Source organism: Nostoc sp. (assembly GCF_036918015.1).
In the GTDB taxonomy this organism is placed as follows: domain Bacteria; phylum Cyanobacteriota; class Cyanobacteriia; order Cyanobacteriales; family Nostocaceae; genus Nostoc.
On sequence record NZ_JBALEO010000093.1, the window covers coordinates 121,493 to 142,981 of the forward strand.

Here is a 21,489-nt window from a genome sequence, read left to right on the forward strand (position 1 = left end):
CCTAGAACCGTAAACAGTAATTAGCTTTACAAGAATAGAGAATATGGGTTCCCTTTTATACTCTTCGTCTCAAACTGCTGATATATACCCGGTGTCAGAATTATTTTTGCGCCATCGTCTCCAGGTAGTGGAAGAATTGTGGGAGTCAGTTCTCCGGCAAGAATGTGGTCAAAATATGGTGGACTTGTTGCGTCAGTTGCGCGATTTATGTTCGCCAGAAGGACAAGCAACAAATGACCAAGCATCTTCAGCCGTCAAATTAATTGAACAACTAAATATCAACGAAGCAATACGCGCGGCTCGTGCTTTCGCTCTGTATTTTCAGCTGATTAACATCATAGAGCAGGAATACGAACAACGGCAGCAATTGAGCCGTTATGAAGCAGAAACAGAGGAAATAGAGCCGGAAACACCGTCTAATGTTAACTATTCCTCCAATCAAAGAGAAGATGACGCGCCTGTTAGCAAGGGAATAGCAGCAGCCTTCCTCAGAAAGAATTATCTCGAAAAGGCGCAAGTCAAACCAAAAGGTACTTTTGCTGCCTTGTTTCCCTATTTATTCAAACTGAATGTACCACCCCAGCAAATTCAACGTTTAATTGCACATCTGGATGTACGCTTAGTTTTTACAGCGCATCCGACGGAAATTGTTCGTCATACCATCCGCGATAAGCAGCGACAGGTGGTACAACTTTTGCAAAAACTGGATACCTTGGAAAATCACTCTGGGACTACGCCAGGAGCGTATCCTTGGGAAGCAGTAGATGTCCGCGAACAATTGCTCGAAGAGATTCGCCTGTGGTGGCGTACAGACGAACTTCACCAGTTCAAACCCACAGTGCTAGATGAAGTAGATTATGCCCTGCACTACTTCCAAGAAGTTTTATTTGATGGCATTCCCCAACTGTATAAACGTTTCAAACACACTCTATCCAATACCTTTCCTTGGCTAGAACCACCGAGTAAAAACTTTTGCTCTTTTGGCTCGTGGGTAGGCTCAGACAGAGATGGAAACCCATCAGTTACACCCGAAATCACCTGGAAAACAGCTTGCTATCAGCGCAAAATGGTGCTAGGGAGATATATTCAGTCAGTGAAAAATCTGATTGAATTATTGAGTGTGTCGATGCATTGGAGTGATGTTTTACCAGACTTACTGGAATCTCTAGAATTGGATCAGTCCCATTTGAGTGAAGTTTACGACGCACTGGCACTGCGTTATCGACAAGAACCTTATCGGCTGAAACTGGCTTACGTACTGAAACGGCTGGAAAATACTCGCGATCGCAATCTCGCTTTGTACAATCGGGAAACGCCGACAAATCAAGATAGCCCCCTGTATCGTTCGGGAGCCGATTTTTTAGCAGAACTGCGCATGATTCAGCGCAACTTGACAGAAACAGGTTTAAGTTGTCGAGAATTAGAAAATCTCATCTGTCAGGTAGAAATTTTTGGCTTTAACTTGACACAGTTAGATATCCGCCAAGAATCATCTCGCCACGCCGACGCGCTGAATGAGATCCTGGAATATCTGCAAATATTACCTCAACCTTACAACGAACTATCCGAGGAGCAAAGAGTTGCTTGGCTCACAGGAGAACTGCAAACCCGTCGGCCATTAATTCCGGCAGAATTGCCATTTTCGGAAAAAACCAACGATGTCATTGAAACCTTTCGCGTCGTGCGATCGCTCCAACAAGAATTTGGTCTAAATATCTGCCAAACTTACATTATCAGCATGTGCCGCGACGTGAGCGACGTGCTAGAAGTACTACTGTTAGCCAAAGAAGCCAGACTTTTTGACCCCGCCATTGCCGTCGGAACTATTCAAGTAGTCCCCCTATTTGAGACAGTCGAAGATTTACAACGCTCCAGAAGCGTTATGCGGAAACTGTTTGAACTCCCCTTATATCGTGCTTTATTAGCCGGCGGCTACGAACAGACAAAAGCAGAGAGTGTTGTGGATGAAAACTCATCCCCCCCTGCCTCCCCTGCTCCCCTGCTCCCCTGCTCCCCTACTTCCTCCCCACTTCCCACAAACTTGCAAGAAGTAATGCTGGGGTATTCTGACAGCAACAAAGACTCTGGTTTTTTAAGCAGCAATTGGGAAATTCATAAAGCTCAAAAATCACTGCAACAAATAGCAGAAAACTACGATCTAAGTTTGCGAATTTTCCACGGACGCGGCGGTTCTGTGGGACGCGGTGGCGGGCCCGCTTACGAAGCGATTCTGGCTCAACCGGGTCATAGTATTAATGGGCGAATCAAGATTACCGAACAAGGAGAAGTTTTAGCTTCCAAATATTCCTTGGTGGACTTGGCATTATACCACATGGAAACCATCACCACTGCGGTGATTCAAGCCAGCCTGCTGCGAACAGGGTTTGATGATATTGAACCTTGGAATGAAATTATGGAAGAATTAGCAGCGCGATCGCGTCAACATTATCGAGCTTTAATCTACGAACAGCCTGATTTTGTTGATTTCTTCCACGAAGTAACCCCCATTGAAGAAATTAGCCAACTCCAAATTAGTTCCCGTCCCGCACGCCGTCCATCTGGTAAGAAAGATTTAAGCAGTCTGCGAGCTATTCCTTGGGTATTTAGCTGGACGCAAACTCGTTTTTTACTTCCTTCGTGGTATGGCGTTGGCACAGCCTTACAAGAATTCCTGAACGCAGAGCCAGAAGAACACTTGAAATTACTGCGCTACTTTTACGTTAAGTGGCCCTTCTTCAAGATGGTGATTTCTAAAGCCGAGATGACTTTGGCAAAAGTAGATATGCAAATGGCACACCACTACGTCCAAGAACTCTCAAAACCAGAAGATCAAGTTCGTTTTGCCAAGGTTTTTGACCAAATTGCTAGCGAGTTCTATCTGACAAGGGATTTGGTGTTAAAAATCACCGATCACAATCGACTGTTAGATGGCGATCCGGTATTGCAACGATCTGTGCAGTTACGTAATGGGACAATTGTCCCCTTGGGATTTATCCAAGTTTCACTACTCAAGCGTCTACGACAATCCCAAAATACTGCTGCTACTTCTGGAGTCATTCATTCTCGTTACAGCAAAGGCGAGTTACTGCGAGGAGCATTGTTAACTATTAATGGTATTGCAGCCGGGATGAGAAATACAGGTTGATTGGGAATTGGGAATTGGGCATGGGGCAGGGGAGCAGAGGAGCAGGGGAGCAGAGGAGCAGGAGAGACAAGGTAACTGAAGTGATAATTTGCAACAAGTCTTTCCCATGACTAATGACTAATGACAAATGACCAATGACAAATGACAAATGACAAAAAACAGAATTTTAATTTGCACTTTCTTGGCACTGTCATCAGGTTTTTTTGGCGCTTACACCAGTGGGCAAATCACTATGATGCTGCATAGCCAAAAGTGCCAAAACCAACCTTGGGGTTTAAAGGAGATGTGCAACGCTTGGATGACACCAGGAGCAATATGGCAAGGTAGCACAGCAGGACTTTGGACAGGCACTATCTTAGGGGCGTTTGTTGGTGGTGTGGTGACGCGACAAGCTCGTGATTAGTCTAACTTCAGGAGCGCTGATTACTGAGTTACCCCATAGTTAAAACGTTGAGTACAATTATTACTTTTTTACTCAGCACTCGTTACGGGTTAAACGCCCCGCTATCGCTAACAGCACTCAGCACTGTTTCTGTGAGTTTGAAGGTTGGCAGCTTTGGTGTCAGCAAGGCTGGTAAAATCTACCCATAGCGAAGAAGAGTAAATCACCATGCCTACCGAAACTAACCCAGGGAATCAAACTACTACAGGAGCTGATGCGATTGATGAAGCGATCACACAGGGAATTGATTTTGATGGTTCTCCCATTCCCCCTGCCAAGCTAGAACTTTATGGTAAAGTTATGGCGCTAGAAGGCAATAGACAGCGCAGTGGTGTATCTAATACGATGCGATCGCGCATTGTGCGAATTGGTGCAAAGCATATTCCCCAAGCAGAACTCGACCAATTACTTGTAGATGCTGATTTTGCACCCCTAAAAGAAAAAGAAATTGCCTTTTTCTATAGCGGTAAATAATTGTTGGTATTTTACAACAGTTTTCATTTATTTGAACCAAATATGTTGTAGGGGCACAGCATTGCTGTGCCCTTAATACTGTTCGGTTAAGGCAAGAGACGCGATGAATCACAGGCAAAAGACGCGATGAATCGCCGTCTCTACAATAATCTCAATTCTCTACCTCACATATCCTAAATTGCCATCGGTATTTTGGCTTCTTGAGTCTTTTCCCGATCGCGTTGAAAAGTGTATCTACAGCAAGATATTGTCAGCTTTGCCTTGTGTTTGAATTGGCAGATGGCTATATGTACTTGAGTAATAGCTGAAATTGATGCAGTGCAGATGCCGCTAAATGTCATGGATGCCCACTACCGGAGCTTTGCAAAGCTGGTTGTGCCAGAACTTGTGAAACAAAACATTGGCGTTTTGGGGATGAAAAGCTTGGCAAACGGTATTCTTTTACAGTCAAAAACTGTAACACCAATTGAGTGTTTACATTATGCTTTGAATCTGCCGACATCGGTTGTGATTACCGGAATTGACAGCATGGAAATTCTAGAGCAAGCTTTTGAAGCAGTGCGGACATTCCAGCCAATGAATGAGGAACAGGTGCGATCGCTCTTAGCAAAAACGGCAGAAGCGGCATCACGCGGCGAGTTTGAGCCGTTCAAAACCTCATCAATCTTCGACAGCACTGCCCAAAATCCAGATTGGCTAGGAGAAGAACCACAGCGTATCCAGCAATTGATGTCAGCATAATGCTTTCTTAGTGTTGTCTGTGGAGGAACTTCACACATCGACTATGCTACCACAGAGCTTAGGAGCCACCTATCATTGATAAATTCAAGTAGCAGTTCCATTAGTGTTGCCACTGCAAGTCACTGAGGGACTTTCAGTTGAAGAATTCAGAAGTCAGAATTCAGAAGTCAGAATTCAGAAGTCAGAATTCAGAAGTCAGAATTCAGAAGTCAGAATCAAGACGCTCTCTACGTTCGCGCAGCGTGTCGCAGACAGACGCTAAAAGCGTAGCTTGCAACTCTTACAGAGTACGCGCACTCGCTTGCCGCCGGCTCTATCCGCCAGTCATACAGAATACCCAACTGAATTCTGACTCCTGACTCCTGAATTCTGTTCGATAAAACTTTAGCGTATGATTACTATTGTCATGAATTCTGCGACTTTCTTCCTATCTAAGTTTAATTAGTAATATTTAATACATTACCTCATTAACCATCAGCCATTCTATGCCTATCCATCAGTACAATTAATCACGGGATCGCTTGCTGTATTCTTCATGATTTGTTACAAAAGTACAAAGAACTTCTAGAGACCCAAAACCACATGTTCGGCGGACTTACTGGTTTACAAGATCCTAAAGGCACAGATTGGGGAGAGCGAATGCTCAATACAGTCGCCAGCCAAACGATTCGCCACCTGTTTACTGAAAGCGAGTCAGTAGAAGTCTTTGTGCGCTGCTACCCCTCCAGCAAGCTCTTGCAAGGCAGCATTGATAGCTTCAAAATGAGCGGTCGTGGCTTAGTGATTCGGAGAGATTTCGCGGTTGAGGAGATGTCGTTTGAAACTGATGCAGTTTCCATTGACTTCGGCTCGGTTTTAAGTGGCAAACTTAGCCTTAAGCAGCCCACTCAAGCGATCGCTCAAGTCATATTATCAGAAGCAGGCATAAACCAAGCCTTTAATGCGGAACTGGTGAAAAAGCGCCTGCTTAACCTCACCGTACCATCACTGACAGAATTATCTGGCGGTGAACCAGTCTCCTTTACAGATGTCCAGATACAGCTATTGCCAGAAAATCGCTTACAGCTTGTAGCAAAAGCAGATTTAAATAATGGTGAACTCGTACCACTGAGCATGATTTTAACTGTAGGTATTGAAAGACGGCGGCGAGTTTCTTTCAAAGATCCGAAAATTCAACTTGACCAAGTGCCAGAAGCACAACGGGAAATCTCGCAAACCTTGAGCGTAGCGCTGGTAGAAATTTTAGATAATATGGTCGATTTAGATCGTTTTGACCTTGATGGAGTGAAAATGCGCCTCAACCGATTAGAAACTGAAGGTCAAAAAATTATTTTCAGTGGATATGCTGAAATTGAACGTATTCCACATAGCGCTTGATGCAAGATTACACGCAAAAAGTTAATGTAAAATGAAGCTTTAAACAAATTAAATACCGCCTAGAATCATCTAGGCGGTAGTTTAAATCTTTAGGTTTTGAAAGGAGTTAGGAGTTGTTAATTATAGATTGTAATTAATTTTTATTTGTCACTCCTAACTCCTAACTGCTAACTTTCTATCTTCCCACACCTACATATTGGAATCCTGCACGTATCATTGCTTCGGGGTCGAGGAAGTTACGACCATCGATGATAACGGGGTGGACCATCAGTTTCGCCATCTTCACATAATCCAGAGTGCTGAACTGCTGCCATTCGGTGACGAGTACTAAAGCATCACAGCCATCAGCTAGTCTTTCAGCATCGGTTTCTACTAACACCCCAGAAAGACCATGACGCATACCTGTTTGAGAAATAATGGGGTCGTAGGCTTTGACTTTGGCTCCCAGTCGGTTTAGCTGCTCAATTAGGATGAGTGCTGGGGCGTCTCGCAAGTCGTCGGTATCTGGCTTGAAGGTCAGTCCGAGTAGTCCGACTGTTTTGCCTTTGAGAATTTTCAGAACTTGTTGGAGTTTTTCCAAAGCAATCAACCGCTGACGTTCGTTGACACTAACAGCGGATTTCAGTAGCTGGGCTTCATAACCATAGTCATCAGCAGTGTGAATCAGAGCTGAGACATCTTTGGGAAAACAAGAACCACCCCAACCAATACCAGCTTGTAAAAACTTGTTACCAATGCGGGAATCTAGACCGATACCTTTGGCTACTTGGGTGACATCAGCACCGACGCGATCGCAAATATTAGCAACTTCGTTAATAAAACTAATCTTAGTGGCTAAAAAGGCATTAGCGGCGTATTTGATCATCTCCGCCGAGCTCAGGTCTGTTGCCAGAATTGGTACTGGGGGTAAAGATTGATCCTCAGCGTACTTGCGTTCCACAATTGGGGCATACAGTTGTTGCATTAAGGCTACTGCTCTTTGGCTATTGCCTCCTAGTACAATGCGATCGGGGTTAAAGGTGTCGTGAACCGCCGAACCTTCGCGCAAAAACTCTGGATTGCTGACTACATCAAACTCGGCTACAAATTCAGGTAATTTCTCATCACTTGGCACTCCACCCGCGGGTATCAGTGCTTTCTGCCGCTCTGCAACACCATCTAGAACAAGCATCCGCACCCAGTCACCTGAGCCAATGGGTACTGTAGATTTATTCACTATGACTTTATAACCACCGTTGAGATTTTCCCCAATCCCACGGGCTACAGCTTCGACGTAACGAGTATCACTTTCACCAGTGGGTAAAGGTGGCGTTCCCACAGCAATAAACAGAATTTCTCCGTGTGAAACTCCAGCCGCAAGATCGCTAGTAAAATGAATCTTCTCTGTTTGAATGGCAGATTGCATAATTTCTGAGAGTCCCGGCTCAAAAATTGGAGACTGCCCAGACTTCATTAACTTAACTTTTTCTTCGTTGTTGTCTACGCAAATTACATCATGCCCAATATGAGCCAAGCAAGCGCCTGTAACTAAACCAACGTAACCAGTACCAATCACGCAAACACGCATTTATTTAATTCCTCACTTATTTGGGCTTAATCTTCAAAAAGAAGTTCTCAACTTTACACTTACATACTTGTGAAAACTCAGCAACTAAATATACTAGCTACCGATGGGTTAGCCTGGATGAAAATTTAGAGCGACGCTAGACGTAACTCAGGTGGTTGAATTATTGACATCGCTTTGGATGCGATCGCGAAAATCTTCTATTGTTAGTTTTAAACCCTCTTGCAGAGGAATGGTAGGTTCCCAATTTAACCAAGTTTTTGCCTTTGTAATATCCGGCTGGCGACGCCGGGGATCGTCCGAAGGTAGTGCCTCGAATTTAATCTGCGCGTCTGGATTGATCATATTTTGCACTGCTTGTGCCAATTGTAAAATCGTGTATTCACCAGGATTACCCAGGTTCATTGGGCCAATGTAGTCGCTATTCATTAGGCGGATGAATCCTTCTACCAAATCCGAAACGTAGCAGAAACTACGAGTTTGCGAACCATCACCGTACACGGTTAAAGGATTACCCTGCAAGGCTTGAACTATAAAGTTGCTCACCACCCGACCATCATTTTCTAACATTCTCGGCCCGTAGGTGTTGAATATCCGCACAACTCGAATATCAACTTTATTTTGCCTGTAGTAATCAAATGCTAGAGTCTCAGCAATTCTTTTACCTTCGTCATAGCATGAACGTATTCCAATGGGATTGACGCTACCTCTATACTCTTCAGTTTGGGGATGAACTTCTGGATCTCCGTATACTTCACTAGTAGAAGCTAAGAAAAACCTTGCTTTGACACGTTTAGCTAGCCCCAACATATTCAGTGTTCCCATCACGTTAGTTTTAACGGTTTTAACTGGGTTGTACTGGTAATGTACTGGTGAAGCAGGACAAGCTAAATGATAAATTTGATCCACTTCTAACCGAATTGGTTCGGTAATATCGTGGCGGATCAATTCAAAGTACGGATGGCCTAACCATTTCAGAATGTTGCGTTTATGACCAGTGTAAAAATTATCCAAGCATATTATTTCATGCCCAGCAGCCATTAGTCGGTCGATGAGATGGGAACCAATAAACCCAGCACCGCCCGTCACCAAAATTCTCATAGTTTCCCAGTTACTTACAAATATTTTCAGTAGCTATTGCACTTACTTTTAGATTACCCAGCTTGGGTGCAAAAATACAAAACAAAAAAAAGAATAAGGCTCAATCAAAAATTATTGTTGAACTTACCTATTTTTTCACGGTTGTAGTTTTGTTATATTTTTACCTGTTTTCTTAAGAATTCAATTAGCAAAATAACAAAAATTGTTTAAAAGTTGTTTGTTGTTCAGCCGTTCTTTATCAAATCTTCAAAAACATAAAGTATTTTTACGGCTATTACGTTTTTAATTGGATACCAAAAATTAGTCGAGATCGGGTTGACACTCGCGCTACAAATATATGCAAATAATACAGATGTAAATCCCTACAGCCGATTCATTTATTGCCAATATTTTCGGAAATTTGATGTCTTCGGTGGTCACTGAGCTTGTCGTACCACTTCGTGGAAGCAAGCTACGTGCAGCGTCTCGTAAGAGAAGTGCGGACTACGCTAAGGCAGCCCAAGTCCACTTACTTGAACTGTATTCTGCCTTACATCATACAGCAGATGTAATGCTGCTAACCGTGGTAGACATAATCAAATTTGTGCTTTGAGTGCGTTGCGGTTCTCCAAGCATGATAATTGAGCAGGTGAGTTGTCTGGCTAACTGGGTTGTGACATCGCTAATGGCTAACCCTCCAGGACTGGTACGATTACGTATAAAAGGTAAAACTACTAAATCATATAATCTTGCTGCCTGCAAAATTGCTTGGGCAACATTTTCGTGAGCGATGATTTGAATTTCTGGGGCATTGGCTAAAGCCAATTTAGATACCAATAGGGAGAGATGCGATCGCCTCCAAGCAATTTTACTAGAACTAGTGCGGCGATCGCACACATTCAGCACAGTAATGTGGCTCTGATTTGCCTCTGCTAGCATCTGGGCAAATTGTACAGGTTGTAATGTTGGTGCTGTTAAATTTTCGATTGGTACTAAGATCCGCTGAATTTTTTTCGGTGATTCTACTAGACGTGTCACTGCTACTGGACAATGAGATGCCCAAAGCACACCATCAATCACATTCCCAAATAAACGCGCTCGTAACCCAGTCCGTTTACCCCAACCCATAACAATTAAATTAGCCTTTTGTTCGCGGGCTGCTCTACTAATTCCTTGAGCAAAGGCATCATCAATTCGCAGCATTGGTTCTGCGGCTACGCCCAAGGTTCGACTTTGTGTCGTGGCTTTATTCAATAACCACTCACTCCGTTGTAGAGACGCTTCTAACTGGGGCGCATCCATCTGAGCAGCAGCAGTAGCGATCGCCAGGGGTATAATTTTGCCATGAGACTGACGTGCTAATAACGCTGCCATTTCAATCAAATACTGCTGGGTCTGAGGATTATATATAGGTACGACTATAGTAAAAGCACTGTCTATTTCTGATGCGTTTTCCTCAGCTAGGGGTGGTGCTGGGTCTTCATCTGGTGGGGAATTCAAACCAACAGCTATTCGACTGGTTATCAACGGCCCCAAGGTCGATGTGACAAGCATTAAGACAATCACACTGTGTAATACTTCTAGTGGTAGCAACCCAGCCTGATATCCCACTAACGTTGCTGCTAACGTTGTACCAACCTGGGGAAGTGACAGCGACCACATCGTTAGCATTTCTTGCCATTTATAGCGGTAAACCAGTTTTGTCAACAAAGCTGCGATCAATTTACTGATAATCAAACCAACTACGAGCAACAGCGTTAACTTGAGCGTGTTCAGATTATTCACAAAGGCGGGTAAATCGATCAGTAAGCCAAGGTCAACAAAGAAAATGGGAATGAATAGCACACTGCCAATAAAGACCACCTTTTCTTTGACTGGGCCTTCACCCACAGCTTCATTCACCGCCAAACCCGCTAAAAAAGCACCAACAATTTTTTCTACCCCAATCAATTGAGCGCCCACAGCTGCCAGAAACACAGAAAGCAATACAAACAAAAACTTGTTTCCTTCATCGTCTCCAGACCGTTTGAAAAATTCTTTGCCTGCCCAATCAAAGCCTGTCACAACGGCCACAGAGTAAATAATTAGCCAACCCGACAAAGTGAGTAGTTTCGCAAAGCTGAATGCTTCAGTATGAGAGACAGCTACACAAATGGCTAATATCAGTACTGCGCCAATGTTTGTAAAAATTGTAGCTCCGATGGTGACAGTAACAGCTTCGTTGTTTACCACTCCCAAGCGGCTGATTATGGGGTATGCCAAAAGGGTATAGGAAGCGAATAAAGAGCCAATTAAGATTGAAGTATTCCAGCCATAGCCTAAAATCAGCCCTACTAAGGTTCCCATGAGTATGGGTACACAGAAAGTAAAGCTAGCAAACCCAAAGGCACGACTTTTTTTCCGGCGAAACTGTTCTAAATCAATTTCTAGCCCAGCGACAAACAGCAAATAAATTAACCCAATGTCTGATAGTAGGTTAATCATCGGTGAGTCAGACTGAAAAAGATTCCAACCTGAAGGCCCAAGTACTAGCCCTGAGAAAACCAAACCCACCAATCCTGGTAATCTTAGCCGCTCAAACATGATGGGTATAACTAAGATGACCACCAGCAAAATAGCAAAGGGAACAATTGGTTCTTTGCTAAGAACTTGGGAAGTTGGTTCCAGAACAAGAACTTGTGATATGAGTTCCATGATTTAGGAATTGAAGGGGCTATGGTAAAACAGCGATTACCTTGGGGGCGATCGCCCGATCAATATGAATAAATAGAGAAGCCACCTGACGAAAAATCAAAAATCTTCTTAATTTACACTAACTAGGCGATTATTTAAGAATTAACTACCTACGGGTGGATTTGACTCAAGATGAACCGTAAGCGATCGTAGTCATCTTTCAGTAGCACACTTAAGCTACGTCCAGCTTTAATTAGCCATTGTCGGTCAGCTTTGCGTAACTGGTATACATCTCGAATGGCAGCTGCGGTTAAAGACTCTATTGGCGCACCATTTATACACAGCAGTGTCCGTAAAAAATCTAGTTCTTCAGTAAATTTAATGATAGCTTCTGGTTCACATCGATAAACAGCTTGATGAATTTGGGGGGGACGGGGTGGAAGATACTGATATACTCTTTGGTTATAACTTTGATTTTGCGAAGATAGTTCAAATCCCACGATCGCAGCCCGGAATTCTGTGCGGAGCATGGCAAATATTTGGGGTTGTTCTTCCCGTAAGTCTTGCAAGGATAACCCTAATGCTCTCGCCCGGTGTACGGAATCTATGGGCATAGTGGTGGCATAATACACTACAGCATAAATTTGATTGCCAGATTCTTCATCTACAGAACAGACCCAACTACCAAAGGGTGGCATCGAGGGAAAGCTTAAATCTTCCGGTTCCAAACACTGAGCTAAAAATTCAGTACTAGTAGTTTCAATCACCTCCGCAATGTGGTTCGGATGGCGATCGCCAGTGGCAAACTGTGGTAGGGGGAGGCGCATGGGAGTGCTGAGTTAAGAGTTAGGAGTTAGGAGTTAAGAGTTATGAGTTGAGGAATCATAACTCCTAACTCCTAACTTCTCACTCCTAACTAAGTCTTATTTGGCTTTTTTACGTCCGGCGGTGGTTTCTACGAGTGACAATTCGCTCAGGCGGAAGGTAACTAATTTATCCCAGTTACCACCTTCAAATAATACGGCTACTTTGCCATCAGTCAGTCTTTGTACGAGTCCTTCGTAGCGATAATAGGTATCTGCGGGATTATTGACGCGAACAGTTGCTCCAGGCAGAATCATTTTTTTTAGCCTCGCTTGTTTCCTTTTAATAGCTTAATACTTGTTAATGGTCATTGGTCATTGGTCATTAGTCATTGGGCAAAGGACAAAGGACAAATGACAAATGACGAATGACGAATCAATAATACTTCTGCCTTTGTCGAAAATTTGCTACTGATTCTACTATTCCCAAGGAAATGAAGTTAGTCAGCATCGCAGAACGCCCATAACTCATCCAAGGTAGGGGAATTCCTGCCACAGGTGCTAAACCAACAGTCATGCCAATGTTGACAATCAGCTGAAACACAATCATGGACAAAACGCCAATAGCCAACAAAGAACCAAAGTTATCTTTGGCGGTTTGGGCAACATGCAGTAGACGCAAGCAAATTAAGCAGAAGACAAACAGCACTAACAAACAACCGACAAAACCAAATTCTTCCCCCACTGCGGAGAAAATAAAGTCTGTATGCTGTTCTGGTACAAAATTCAGTTGTGTCATGGGCCCCTTAAAAAGACCCCATCCCCAAATTTCACCAGCACCAATAGCAATGCGAGATTGGATTAAGTGATATCCAGCACCAAGTGGATCGTGATCGGGATTCATGAATACAGTCAGTCGGTCTTTTTGATACTCTTTCAAAACATGGTTCCAGGCGAAGACTCCTAATTCGCCACCCAGTATATTGAGAGTCCATGCACCGATAGCACCTAAACCAAATCGACGCCAGGGAAGAGTTTGCCAGCCGACAATAGCCATTGCAACTGACCAAATTAATCCTAATGGGCCAAAAGATAGTTCTTTGAATAAAACTATTGGCTCTGTTAAAGGCCAAGAGATACTAAACAAAATGGCGGCAACCACCGGAGAAATCATCAGAATTAACCAGCCTGGGTTAGCATTTGCCCAATAAAGCATTCCTAAGACGATCGCACCAAATACCAGTGATGTTGCTAAATCTGGCTGCAAAAATACTAGTCCCCAAGGTATAGCGGTGATTGCCAGAACGCGGAAAACACCTTCGAGGCTAGAAGCAGTCCGCCTGTGTAGTAAGGCTGCTAAGGTGATAATCATGCCGACTTTGGCAAATTCTGAGGGTTGCACGTTAAAGCCGGCGATACTAATCCACCGCTGCGCCCCTTTGGCACTAGTACCAGCAATCATCACGGCGATTAAGCTGAAATTCGTTAATGAATAAGTTACCCAGTGCCACTGCATCAAGAGTTCGTAACGGATGCGAGATAAAAATAGGGCTATAAGCACGCCGATACCTGCTACCATCCAGTGCCACCACCAGTCAGTTACTGGCTGCTTCAGTTCCGTACTGAGAATCATCAGGCCGCCAAAAATACTGACAGCAATCGGCAGACAGAAAAGTAGCCAATCTACATTCTGCCAGGGCTTAACCCAAGACTTCCAGCGAATTTTGGGGAGCGATCGTTTTAACAACATTGTGCCAGTTTAGACTTTAGCTTTAATTTTTGGGAATTGGGAATTGGGAATCCCTTCGGCTTCTCCTAACGGAGACGCTGCGCGAACGCTCAGGGCAAGTGGGCATTGGGCATTGGTTATTCTCCCTTGCTTCCCCACTTCCTAATACCCAGTCCCTAGTATTCCCAAGCTATAGCCCAGGAAGTAGATAGAAATCAAAATTTATAATTATGTCAGGGCAGCAACTGATACTTTACCAGCAATAGTAAGAGCGATCGCTGTTAATGCTTTTGCTGAAGCTGAATCTGGATCGCCAACAACTATCGGTACACCACTGTCACCACCAACTCGCGTGGAAATCTCTAGCGGCACGCACCCCAACAGTGGCACTCCCAATTCCGCAGCTGTTTTGGAGCCACCACCGGAACCAAAGATGTCATATTGCTTATCTGGTTGATCCGGAGGGATAAAATAGCTCATATTTTCCACGATCCCCAATACCGGAACATTCATTTGCTGGAACATCCGCAATCCCTTGCGAGAATCTAACAGAGCTACGTTTTGCGGTGTGGTGACAATTACTGCCCCAGCCATCGGTACTGCTTGCGTTAAAGTTAACTGAGCGTCTCCTGTTCCCGGTGGCATATCTACAATCAGATAGTCCAGTTCACCCCATTCAACTTGATAGAGAAACTGGCGAATTACACCATTGAGCATAGGCCCCCGCCAAATTACTGGTTGATCTCGGTCAATCAAAAAGCCCATTGAAACTAATTTGACGCCGTGATTAAAAGCAGGTTCCAGGATGTCACCTGTTTCAGTAGAACGCACAGTAATTTGAGCATCAGATAGACCCAGCATGGTGGGATCATTGGGCCCGTAAATATCAGCATCTAGCAAGCCGACTTTCGCCCCAGTTTGGGCTAGAGCCACTGCTACATTCACTGCAACTGTACTTTTACCAACGCCACCTTTGCCGCTGGAAACAGCAATGATATTTTTGACTCCAGAAATACCAGTGCGATCGGGTAAACTTTTTTGTTGCGGTGTTTCTGCCGTCACTTCTATGCTGACATCTGTAACGCCTGGGAGTTTTTTGACAGCTTTCTGACAGTCTTCGACAATAAATTCACGTAAAGGACAGGCAGGAGTGGTTAATACTAAAGTGAAACTAACCTTACCACCGTCAATTTTTACGTTGCGAATCATATTCAGTTCTACCAGACTTTTGCGGAGTTCTGGGTCTTCCACTGGTCGCAAAATTTCTAATACAGAGCGGGAATCTAGGACATCGTACATAAAAATTCAAAATTCAAAATGAATAAATACACTTGTGGGGAACATCTTAGCTATTAACTGGATGCTTTCTTAAGTAAGGTCAGCTTAGTGTTATCACTGTCACTGCCGTAATAAAACTTAGCAAATAGCATTATTACCTAATAGAATCTTAACTTTCTTTGGTCATTGGGCATTTAAAAGAGACAGAAGGGCACGCTGCTACTCTTGCTGAGGGGAAAACTCTTCTCCCCTGCTCCCTTGCTCCCCTGCTCCCCTGCTCCCCTGCTCCCTTTCCCTTGCTTCTTCCCCCATCCCCAGTACCTAAAAATCAAAACAACTATCATTAAGGGATTTTTTATTACCAGATACCGCTGGTAATGCCGTCTTTTCTACTGCCTCAACTAAAGATCGTGCAACGCGGTCTGCATAAGGACGGGATAAAGACCAAATCAGGGGCGATAACCAACCTCGTAGAGTTACAGAATAAGACAAACAAGTACCACAAACTGTTGACTCTACTTGGTAAGTTACCCGTTCCTCTATTCCAGGAATCGCCATCACTCGGATACTCAGCATCTCTCTGGGATTGACGCGTTCCACAAAAATTCTGATGGGTATCGGCGAAAAGCGTGTTACAGCTTGAAAAATTAATCCTGGTTTGGGTACTAATCCGTGAGGAACATTAGTACTCTTAAGTTGTGGATGCCAGGAAACATCTGTTAAGTCAACCACTTTTTGCCACAGTTCATCTACAGAAGCAGAACTAATCTCTCGATACGTCCACACCAGAGAAGCGCAAAACCGACGACGTTTGCGGTGGATGAATTTGGATAACCAACCTTGCATTTTCCTAATCCTCCTCCCTAGATACTTTCTGGGAAATCTGGTATGGTGTGCAACTACGCTTTACTGCTAAATTAAAACTTTCTCAAAAATGCGCTAAACATAGCAAGCCTCGATTCGATACAGACCCAAACAGCCGACATCAGCAATATGGCAAAAAAGTTTTGAGTAGACCAGTCAAATTCTTGATACTTCAAGCTTAAGACTAAAATTTAGTCTTTATACCAGAATATTCCAATTAAGAATTTCAAAAAAAACTAATTCAATATACAAGCCTATACGCATTTGAGGGAAAATAACTTTAGTGATGCCCATCAATCGGATAAATGCTTAACCCAGGAAGAAAAAAGCGGGTTGGGCAAATAGAGCTAGATTGTTGGCGCGTGTTTCCCCCAAATTTTAAAATGAAAAATTTGTGGCTTTCTGGAAATTGTAATTTAGGTTCGGGAATCTATGTTGACCAACTCGCAAATACCAACTGTAGAAGCAGAATCATCCAAGTCTTTGCCCGCAGCTGACGCCCAGATTAGGGTCAGTCAGTTTATGAAACAACTGCAAGACGAAATTACCGAATCATTGGCAAAACTAGATGGTGTGGCTAAATTTAATGAAGATAGTTGGGAACGCCCAGAAGGAGGAGGAGGAGGGCGATCGCGCGTGCTGCGAGATGGTGCAATATTTGAACAAGCAGGTGTAAATTTTTCTGAAGTTCAGGGTTCCCATTTGCCACCCTCAATTTTAACCCAACGCCCTGAAGCCGCAGGGCATGGCTTTTATGCCACAGGCACTTCAATGGTATTACATCCTCGCAATCCTTATGTGCCCACGGTTCATCTCAATTATCGCTACTTTGAAGCGGGGCCAGTGTGGTGGTTTGGTGGCGGTCTTGACTTGACACCTTATTACCCCTTTGCTGAAGATGCGGCACATCTACACAAAACGTTAAAACAGGCTTGCGACCAACACCACCCAGAGTATTACCCAGTGTTTAAGAAGTGGTGTGATGAATATTTCTACCTCAAGCATCGTGACGAGACACGGGGTGTAGGTGGTCTGTTTTTTGATTACCAAGATGGCCAGGGTGCTTTATATCGCGGGCCAAATCCCAATGGGGAAGCGGCTATTTATAGCAACCAGGTGGGAACACCAGCAACCCGCAATTGGGAAGATTTGTTTGGCTTTGTACAAGACTGTGGTAGAGCATTTTTACCAGCCTACGTACCAATTGTAGAACGGCGCAATGGGATAGAGTATGGCGATCGCCAACGGAATTTTCAACTCTACCGCCGGGGACGTTATGTAGAATTTAACTTGGTTTATGACCGAGGCACTATTTTTGGTCTACAAACCAACGGACGCACCGAATCTATTCTCATGTCCCTACCTCCCCTAGTGCGCTGGGAATACGGCTATCAACCGGAACCCAATTCCCCTGAAGCCGAGTTGTATGAAACTTTCCTTAAACCTCAAGATTGGATCAACTGGACACCCAAATAGTGCTGAGTGCTGAGTGCTGAGTGCTGAGTTAGGAGTTAGGAGTTTGGAGTTAGGAGTTTGGAGTTTGGAGTTTGGAGTTTGGAGTTTGGAGTTTGGAGTTATAAGAAAGTGATCTTCCCCCGCTGTCTCATTTCCCTCATCTCCCCACTATTTTGGTGACTTATAACTACTAAAGTTAAGCACTTAGCCGAAAAGGGTGACAAATTTAGCTATAGCTTGTTAATCTCAAGTGACAGCATTAGAAAATTCTGTCACTTGTTAATCTTAAAAGGAATGCCACGGGGAGGGCTTTAGTGATTCATATAGACCAAAAAACTTATACAACCCAAGACGGAAACACCGTTATCGTCTTGACACCATCAGGCCGTCTGGATATCACCACGGCTTGGCAATTTCGCCTGAAGTTACAAGAGTGTATTTCCAAACTCAGTCGCCATGTAGTTGTAAATCTGGCTCAGGTAAATTTTATTGATAGTTCTGGTCTTACATCTTTGGTAGCTGGAATGCGTGATGCTGATAAAGTCAAAGGCAGTTTCCGCATCTGTAATGTACACCCAGAAGCCAAACTCGTGTTTGAAGTGACGATGATGGATACTGTTTTTGAAATCTTTGAAACAGAAGAGGAAGCTTTAGAAGGTGTGCCTCGTAGCATTGCCAGCTAAAAAATAGTTAGAAGTTAAGAGTGAGGAGTTAATTCATAACTCAATAACTCATAACTTTATTTTATTGAATACTGATTTCGCTTGGTGTAGCGATAAGGCCCCATAATCGCTCCCCAGGTTGCTTTTCCAGTTGCGGGATCAATTCCTTTGTCGTAGCTGTGAAATTCTGTCGCTGTAGCTGCAAAACCTAAAGAAACATGGATGCTATTGCCAAGATAAGTAAAGCTACAACTAGTCTCTGGTAGTGGGGTAGCGGTAAACTTATAGCGATCGCCAGCTAGTTTTTCCTGAGTAACTGTTAGGATACAACCTGGTAGTAAATCTAATTGTTCAGATGTCAGTGTGTTTAGTAGAGCAGGATTATCACCTGCGCCTTTTAATGCACCTGGATCTTGAGGCATATAATATTGAACTTCCACAGTTGCGTCAGAGTCGCTGCTTTGACGCAACCGGATAATTCGCTGGCGATAAGGTTGATCTAAGGTAATAACGTTAGCCTGTTCGGCAAATAAGGTGATGCTATCTTCTGCGAACAGATTAACTGGTCTTTGCCACAGGCACAGGTGGACATACCAAACTGGTTCTGCTATGGCTTGTTCCCGATTATCAAATTCACCAGCTAGGTACTCACCTAAAGCAATTAACTGTGGCGAGAAGTTCATAAGTACAATAAATAAATCATTAAGGATAATAATTTTTAGCTAGTTTTTTAGGAGAAAAGGTCTGATTTCCTGTAGCTATCAGTTTATAAAATACTTCTAATGTGTATATATTGTAAATGAAACCGTCACCCGCTAAAAGCTCAACTTGGCAAAGTAGCCTTTAAGCGAGAAAATAAAGATACGTCGCCCTTAACATTTCTTTTTTCTTTGTGAATAACGTCCGTACAGTCTCTGATACAAAGCGAACTTTCTACAATCTTCACACCCGTCCGATCAACACTATTTATCGTCGGGTAGTAGAAGAATTGATGGTGGAAATGCATCTGCTGTCAGTAAATATCGATTTTAGCTACAATCCAATTTATGCCTTGGGTGTCGTCACTACTTTTGATCGCTTCATGGAAGGCTATCAACCAGAACGGGATCAAGAATCAATTTTTAACGCCTTATGTCAGGCTATAGAAAAAGATCCGCAACAATATCGACAGGATGCCCAAAGATTGCAAGCTGTAGCTAAAGGTTTGCCAGTTAAAGATTTAATTGGGTGGCTGGGCCAAACTACTTACTTAGATAGAGATGCTGACTTGCAAGCAAACCTACAAGCGATCGCCAATAATCCTAACTTTAAATACAGCCGTTTGTTCGCAATTGGTGTATTTTCGTTATTAGAACAGTCAGATCCCGAATTAGTCAAAGACGAAAAGCAACTCACTGAGGCGCTAAAAGCGATCGCTACTGGCTTGCACCTTTCTGATGACAAACTCAACAAGGATTTGGAGTTATACCGTTCTAACCTAGATAAAATGGCGCAAGCGCTAATAGTGATGGCAGATATCCTCTCAGCCGATCGCAAAAAACGCGAGCAACGTAAACAACAATCAACTACCCCAGTTGCTCCCCCAAGTTCCAACGAATAGTTAAGAGTTAGGAGATGGGAGTTATTCAATTTTAGATTTTAGATTTTTACTTTAATCCAAAATTCAAAATCTAAAATTGCCAGAGTTGAGAGTTACTAATAACTCATCACTCCTAACTCCTAACTCTTAGCTTTAGACGCCCAATATTTTGTAAATCAAGCTGTTAATTATAGTCAGCGTAAATGCCCCAATAACAGCACTCCAAATCCCGTAGCGCAAGCGAAAGCCCTCTACTAACCAAGCAGCAATACTAAAACAAACCACGGCAATCATAAATGTGAAAATGCCGGATAATAAGTCCAAAGTGAGTAGATTTGGTACTGCAAAAATGAGGCTTAAAATCGGTCTGACTATTGCCGTCACGATACCAAGCACTGCGGCAGAAAGAAACGCTTTACCAGGAGTATCAATTTCAACTCCCAAAGGCAACTTACTAATTATCAACAAGCTGATAGCTGTTACTACCCAAACAATTAAAAGCGTCACGATATTCATGCCACAACCCCTGATACTAATTAGTAATTTGTAATTCGTAATTAGGACACGCTGAAAGACGCTTGATACAAGCGCTTTTCAATCTGTTAACCTATTTGGACATCCTTCCCCAATTTGGTATGAAATGTGGATGGTAATTGGTGATAAATTGCTCAGTCTATAGGTGGAAAAATCTTTAAAGCTCAACCAATTATTTGTAAATTAGCAGTTTTTTTTTATCTAGCCGAAATTTATTATAGATATCTTTAGGTTTGGGAAAAAAAAGGCTTGAAGGGTGAATGCGGAGTGAGGAGTGGGGGACAAGGGAAATAGGGAGACAAAAGAGAATAACCCATGCCCAATGCCCCTTACCCCTTATCCCCAGAGGGGGCCCCACCATCCCCAATTCCCCATTCCCTTATCTCATCTTTTAAGAGGAGGTTGCGTTTGTTTGGGTGCTACAGGCGCTTTAGGCGCTGTTGAGTTAGGAACCACGGGAGAAATACCAGGATTGATAGGACTGATGCCTTGCCCAGTTGGAGGCTGAGTGATGCTAGGAAAGGGTACAGAATTAGGTGCTAAGGGGAATTTTGGGGTAATATTCCCTTCGGGATTGATTCCTGGAAGTGGCGCAGCACCAGGATTGATTGGAAAAGAGGGGACAGCAGGCTGGTTAAGCGAGTCTATGGATGGTTGAGATGGGCCAGGAATAATTCCCAAAGAAACGCGATCGCCCCCTACTTGTCGTAGCAAATCCAATGTCTCAATCACATCATTGTAAGTCGCTGTGCGCGAAGCATTCAGCACAACAACAGCATTAGGGTTTGCTTGCAGATACTGTTTTAAACTCTGTCTCAAATCTTCCTGTTTTACAGGCTGTTTTTCTATGTAAGTATTCCCCACAGCATCGATGGTCACAATCACACTTCCACTCTGTGATGTTATTCCAGAAACTGTACTGGGGCTGGCTTTAGGCAAATCAACATTTATTGCCTGTTGGCGTGTAAATTGTAAAGCTGCTAATAAAAAAAATGTCAGGATACAAAAAACGACATCAATTAAAGGAATGATTTGAATTTGGACTTCTTCAATTGGAGTATGTAGATTAACTTTCATGTCTCACTCTCA

18 protein-coding genes and 1 pseudogene are annotated in these 21,489 nt (G+C 43.4%); 8 read left to right on the forward strand and 11 right to left on the reverse strand.

From position 1 onward, the window contains the following. Positions 1 to 43 precede the first annotated feature (43 nt). The 5 genes and pseudogenes from V7K61_RS29415 to V7K61_RS29435 all read left to right on the forward strand — a co-directional run bounded on the left by V7K61_RS29415 (position 44) and on the right by V7K61_RS29435 (position 6,179). A complete protein-coding gene (locus tag V7K61_RS29415) occupies positions 44 to 3,145 on the forward strand; it encodes a phosphoenolpyruvate carboxylase (RefSeq protein WP_335059035.1) in 3,102 nt (1,033 codons plus the stop codon). 148 nt (positions 3,146 to 3,293) lie between these two features. Then, entirely contained in the window at positions 3,294 to 3,548 is a 255-nt protein-coding gene (locus V7K61_RS29420; protein WP_334895848.1) for a hypothetical protein, read from the forward strand. A 207-nt stretch (positions 3,549 to 3,755) separates the two neighbouring features. Beyond that, positions 3,756 to 4,061, forward strand: coding sequence for a small RNA NsiR4-regulated ssr1528 family protein (locus V7K61_RS29425; RefSeq protein ID WP_335059037.1), 306 nt, complete (start codon positions 3,756 to 3,758; stop codon positions 4,059 to 4,061). Between the two features lie 306 nt (positions 4,062 to 4,367). Continuing rightward, positions 4,368 to 4,802 (forward strand): annotated as a pseudogene (locus V7K61_RS29430) (aldo/keto reductase); the annotation flags it as partial. Positions 4,803 to 5,384: 582 nt separating this feature from the next. Then, complete coding sequence (locus V7K61_RS29435) at positions 5,385 to 6,179, forward strand: LmeA family phospholipid-binding protein (protein ID WP_335059039.1); 795 nt, start codon at positions 5,385 to 5,387, stop codon at positions 6,177 to 6,179. Between the two features lie 175 nt (positions 6,180 to 6,354). On the opposite strand, the gene V7K61_RS29440 is transcribed toward V7K61_RS29435, so the two are convergent. From V7K61_RS29440 to V7K61_RS29475, 8 genes are all read right to left on the reverse strand, one after another. Then, positions 6,355 to 7,746: a UDP-glucose dehydrogenase family protein gene (locus V7K61_RS29440; RefSeq protein WP_335059041.1), complete on the reverse strand. Its 1,392-nt coding sequence runs from the start codon at positions 7,744 to 7,746 to the stop codon at positions 6,355 to 6,357. A 147-nt stretch (positions 7,747 to 7,893) separates the two neighbouring features. Further along, complete coding sequence (locus tag V7K61_RS29445; protein ID WP_335059043.1) at positions 7,894 to 8,844, reverse strand: UDP-glucuronic acid decarboxylase family protein; 951 nt, start codon at positions 8,842 to 8,844, stop codon at positions 7,894 to 7,896. Between the two features lie 534 nt (positions 8,845 to 9,378). Then, the gene (locus V7K61_RS29450) at positions 9,379 to 11,517 is read right to left on the reverse strand and encodes a cation:proton antiporter domain-containing protein (RefSeq protein WP_335059045.1); all 2,139 of its coding nucleotides are present in this window, start codon (positions 11,515 to 11,517) and stop codon (positions 9,379 to 9,381) included. 149 nt (positions 11,518 to 11,666) lie between these two features. Continuing rightward, a complete protein-coding gene (locus tag V7K61_RS29455) occupies positions 11,667 to 12,323 on the reverse strand; it encodes an HAS-barrel domain-containing protein (protein WP_292735362.1) in 657 nt (218 codons plus the stop codon). Positions 12,324 to 12,419: 96 nt separating this feature from the next. Continuing rightward, positions 12,420 to 12,617: an NAD(P)H dehydrogenase subunit NdhS gene (locus V7K61_RS29460; protein WP_335059047.1), complete on the reverse strand. Its 198-nt coding sequence runs from the start codon at positions 12,615 to 12,617 to the stop codon at positions 12,420 to 12,422. 118 nt (positions 12,618 to 12,735) lie between these two features. After that, a complete protein-coding gene (gene rodA, locus V7K61_RS29465; RefSeq protein WP_335059049.1) occupies positions 12,736 to 14,049 on the reverse strand; it encodes a rod shape-determining protein RodA in 1,314 nt (437 codons plus the stop codon). A 207-nt stretch (positions 14,050 to 14,256) separates the two neighbouring features. Beyond that, complete coding sequence (locus V7K61_RS29470) at positions 14,257 to 15,327, reverse strand: Mrp/NBP35 family ATP-binding protein (protein ID WP_335059051.1); 1,071 nt, start codon at positions 15,325 to 15,327, stop codon at positions 14,257 to 14,259. Positions 15,328 to 15,627: 300 nt separating this feature from the next. Then, a complete protein-coding gene (locus tag V7K61_RS29475; RefSeq protein WP_322673260.1) occupies positions 15,628 to 16,152 on the reverse strand; it encodes an SRPBCC family protein in 525 nt (174 codons plus the stop codon). Between the two features lie 450 nt (positions 16,153 to 16,602). Here V7K61_RS29475 and hemF point away from each other — a divergent pair, with 450 nt between their 5' ends. Together hemF and V7K61_RS29485 are read left to right on the forward strand one after the other, a co-directional pair. Further along, positions 16,603 to 17,646 carry an oxygen-dependent coproporphyrinogen oxidase gene (gene hemF, locus V7K61_RS29480; protein WP_335059054.1) on the forward strand — a complete coding sequence of 348 codons (1,044 nt, stop codon included), beginning with the start codon at positions 16,603 to 16,605 and terminating at the stop codon, positions 17,644 to 17,646. A 293-nt stretch (positions 17,647 to 17,939) separates the two neighbouring features. Beyond that, positions 17,940 to 18,308 carry an STAS domain-containing protein gene (locus V7K61_RS29485; RefSeq protein ID WP_094351701.1) on the forward strand — a complete coding sequence of 123 codons (369 nt, stop codon included), beginning with the start codon at positions 17,940 to 17,942 and terminating at the stop codon, positions 18,306 to 18,308. Between the two features lie 56 nt (positions 18,309 to 18,364). Here V7K61_RS29485 and V7K61_RS29490 read toward each other — a convergent pair whose 3' ends face one another. Continuing rightward, the gene (locus tag V7K61_RS29490) at positions 18,365 to 18,970 is read right to left on the reverse strand and encodes a chromophore lyase CpcT/CpeT (RefSeq protein WP_335059056.1); all 606 of its coding nucleotides are present in this window, start codon (positions 18,968 to 18,970) and stop codon (positions 18,365 to 18,367) included. A 209-nt stretch (positions 18,971 to 19,179) separates the two neighbouring features. Between V7K61_RS29490 and psb29 the strand changes: the two genes are divergently transcribed. After that, complete coding sequence (gene psb29, locus V7K61_RS29495) at positions 19,180 to 19,887, forward strand: photosystem II biogenesis protein Psp29 (protein WP_335059058.1); 708 nt, start codon at positions 19,180 to 19,182, stop codon at positions 19,885 to 19,887. Positions 19,888 to 20,019: 132 nt separating this feature from the next. Here psb29 and V7K61_RS29500 read toward each other — a convergent pair whose 3' ends face one another. Then, positions 20,020 to 20,382 carry a phage holin family protein gene (locus V7K61_RS29500; protein ID WP_289798955.1) on the reverse strand — a complete coding sequence of 121 codons (363 nt, stop codon included), beginning with the start codon at positions 20,380 to 20,382 and terminating at the stop codon, positions 20,020 to 20,022. 402 nt (positions 20,383 to 20,784) lie between these two features. Then, positions 20,785 to 21,477 carry an ExbD/TolR family protein gene (locus tag V7K61_RS29505; RefSeq protein ID WP_335059060.1) on the reverse strand — a complete coding sequence of 231 codons (693 nt, stop codon included), beginning with the start codon at positions 21,475 to 21,477 and terminating at the stop codon, positions 20,785 to 20,787. Positions 21,478 to 21,489 lie beyond the last annotated feature (12 nt).

Coding starts and splice junctions, on each gene's coding strand:
- V7K61_RS29415 (WP_335059035.1), top strand. CDS start 44: ATGGGTTCCCTTTTATACTCTTCGTCTCAAACTGCTGATATATACCCG.
- V7K61_RS29420 (WP_334895848.1), top strand. CDS start 3,294: ATGACAAAAAACAGAATTTTAATTTGCACTTTCTTGGCACTGTCATCA.
- V7K61_RS29425 (WP_335059037.1), top strand. CDS start 3,756: ATGCCTACCGAAACTAACCCAGGGAATCAAACTACTACAGGAGCTGAT.
- V7K61_RS29435 (WP_335059039.1), top strand. CDS start 5,385: ATGTTCGGCGGACTTACTGGTTTACAAGATCCTAAAGGCACAGATTGG.
- V7K61_RS29440 (WP_335059041.1), bottom strand. CDS start 7,746: ATGCGTGTTTGCGTGATTGGTACTGGTTACGTTGGTTTAGTTACAGGC.
- V7K61_RS29445 (WP_335059043.1), bottom strand. CDS start 8,844: ATGAGAATTTTGGTGACGGGCGGTGCTGGGTTTATTGGTTCCCATCTC.
- V7K61_RS29450 (WP_335059045.1), bottom strand. CDS start 11,517: ATGGAACTCATATCACAAGTTCTTGTTCTGGAACCAACTTCCCAAGTT.
- V7K61_RS29455 (WP_292735362.1), bottom strand. CDS start 12,323: ATGCGCCTCCCCCTACCACAGTTTGCCACTGGCGATCGCCATCCGAAC.
- V7K61_RS29460 (WP_335059047.1), bottom strand. CDS start 12,617: ATGATTCTGCCTGGAGCAACTGTTCGCGTCAATAATCCCGCAGATACC.
- rodA (WP_335059049.1), bottom strand. CDS start 14,049: ATGTTGTTAAAACGATCGCTCCCCAAAATTCGCTGGAAGTCTTGGGTT.
- V7K61_RS29470 (WP_335059051.1), bottom strand. CDS start 15,327: ATGTACGATGTCCTAGATTCCCGCTCTGTATTAGAAATTTTGCGACCA.
- V7K61_RS29475 (WP_322673260.1), bottom strand. CDS start 16,152: ATGCAAGGTTGGTTATCCAAATTCATCCACCGCAAACGTCGTCGGTTT.
- hemF (WP_335059054.1), top strand. CDS start 16,603: ATGTTGACCAACTCGCAAATACCAACTGTAGAAGCAGAATCATCCAAG.
- V7K61_RS29490 (WP_335059056.1), bottom strand. CDS start 18,970: ATGAACTTCTCGCCACAGTTAATTGCTTTAGGTGAGTACCTAGCTGGT.
- V7K61_RS29500 (WP_289798955.1), bottom strand. CDS start 20,382: ATGAATATCGTGACGCTTTTAATTGTTTGGGTAGTAACAGCTATCAGC.
- V7K61_RS29505 (WP_335059060.1), bottom strand. CDS start 21,477: ATGAAAGTTAATCTACATACTCCAATTGAAGAAGTCCAAATTCAAATC.